Source organism: Phycisphaerae bacterium, from assembly GCA_012729815.1.
Classification (GTDB): Bacteria; Planctomycetota; Phycisphaerae; order JAAYCJ01; family JAAYCJ01; genus JAAYCJ01.
In genome coordinates this window covers 1-2,128 of the sequence record JAAYCJ010000154.1, presented here as the reverse complement: position 1 = coordinate 2,128, position 2,128 = coordinate 1, and the positions used below count along the sequence as shown (strand labels likewise).

Here is a 2,128-nt window from a genome sequence, read left to right as displayed (position 1 = left end):
GCGGAGCCGAGGGCAAGGGCGGGCCGTGGCGTCCGGCTGCCGGCACGTTCGATGGCTGGCCCAAGGCCGCCAGGGACATCAAGGTGCTCGACCCCTGCTGCGGTTCCGGCCATTTCCTCGTGGCCGCCCTGCACCACCTCGTGCCCATCCGCATGGCTGAAGAAGGGCTGTCTGCGGCCGAGGCGATTGATGCCGTGCTCCGCGACAACCTGCACGGCCTGGAGATCGACGAGCGCTGTTGCCAGATCGCCGCCTTCGCCCTGGCGTTCGCGGCCTGGACCTATCCCGAAGCCGGCGGATACCGCGAACTGCCGGAACTGAACATCGCCTGCACGGGCATCGGGCCTCAATGCTCGGCCGAGCAGTGGATCAAGCTGGCCGAGCAGTCGGGCATTCCCATGCCGGCCGTCGGGCGCGAGGCGATCAGGAACGGCCTGCTGAACCTGCACCGGCTCTTCTCGCAAGCCCCCACGCTGGGGTCGCTGATCAACCCGGCCGAGCTTCCGGCCGACCTCATCGCCGCGGACTTTGAGACGATCCAGCCGTACCTCTCGGCCATCGCGGAGGCCGAGAAGGCCGACGACGAAACCCGCGAACGCGCCATCGCCGCCGCCGGCATGATCAAGGCCGCAGAACTACTCGCCGACGATTACACGCTGGTCATTACGAATGTGCCGTATCTGGGTCGGGGGAAGCAGGGCGAGACACTTCAGGACTGGGCAAAGGACAACGAGCCGGATGCCAAGGCCGATCTCGCCACGATGTTCATCAGCCGCGGCCTGAACCGACTGTCTCGCGGCAGCAGTGTCGCCGTTGTGTCGCCTCAGAACTGGCTCTTCCTAACCACCTACAGGAAGCTTCGCGAACGACTGCTCAAGAACCATCAGTGGAACGTCGTAGCCCGCCTCGGCCCCGGCGCGTTCGAGACGATCGGTGGGCATGTGGTTAACGTCGCACTGCTCGCCCTCTCTTGCGGGAAAGCGAGCGAATCCCATGCGATGCTCGGTCTCGACGCATCTGCTGGCGCGACCGCCCAAGCTAAGGCCGTCCTCCTCCGCAGCACCGCCGAGCTTCGCCAACTCCCGCAGGCGGGACAGCGGAAGAACCCAGACGCGGCAATTCAGCTAGGAATAGCTTCCACCACCGATCTTTTGGCCAAGCACGCCTTGGCGTATCAAGGAATCGCGACGGCTGACAATCCCGCATTCGTCATATCGTTCTGGGAGGTCTGCGACCTAGCCCCTGGCTGGCTCCGTCTTCAGTCTGCCCCGCCGACTTCGCAGGCTTTTGGAGGTCGTGAACAACTACTGCGAGCCGTATTTCTGACCTCAGAAACGCACACCGGTAACCTCAGCGGAAGACAGGCGTGGGGCAAAGAAGGAGTTGCAATATCCGAGACCGGTCGCCTCTTCACCACACGCTACACTGGCGAGCAGTTCATATGTAACTGCCACGCTCTTGTACCACATCACGAATCCGCCCTATTGCCCGTTTGGTGCTTCGCCGAGAGCGGAGAACTTGAATCAGAAGTCCGCAAAGAGAACACAAAGCTTGCTGTGAAGAATGGGTACTTTGGCAAGGTTCCCTTCGACTTTGACCATTGGCAGAAGGTAGCGGCGGAGAAATACCCCGACGGCCTGCCTGAGCCGGAGAGTGACGATCCGACGCAGTGGCTCTTCCACGGCTGGCCGAATGTGAACGAACCGGCGGCCGGGGCCGAGCCGTTGCAGCCGCTTGAGCCGGATGAGGCCCGGCGGGCCACGTTGCAGGTCGCCGTAGCCCGGCTGCTGGGCTACCGCTGGCCGGCGGAGACGCAAGGCGAAAGGCGAAAGGCGGAAGACGGAAGTGGCGAAGGCGAAATGCGGTTGTCCAAACGGGCGCGGGCGCTGGTCAAGCGCTGCGAGGAACTCGCGAGATTCGTTGATAATGACGGCATCGTCTGCATCCCGGCGGTCCGCGGTGAAGAACCCGCGGCCGAACGACTGGGACGGCTGCTGGACGCCTGCGGCGTGAAGCTCGAAGCTGGCTTCGACCTGGACGACTGGCTTCGCAACGGCTTCTTCGAGCAGCACTGCAAGCTGTTCCACGACCGGCCGTTCGTGTGGCACATCTGGGACGGCCGCAAGCG

1 protein-coding gene is annotated in these 2,128 nt (G+C 63.9%); it reads left to right on the top strand.

Features of this window, described 5'->3' with window-relative positions:
• The coding region (locus GXY33_10440) for an SAM-dependent DNA methyltransferase (protein NLX05551.1) at positions 1–2,128 on the top strand (2,128 nt) is incomplete at both ends.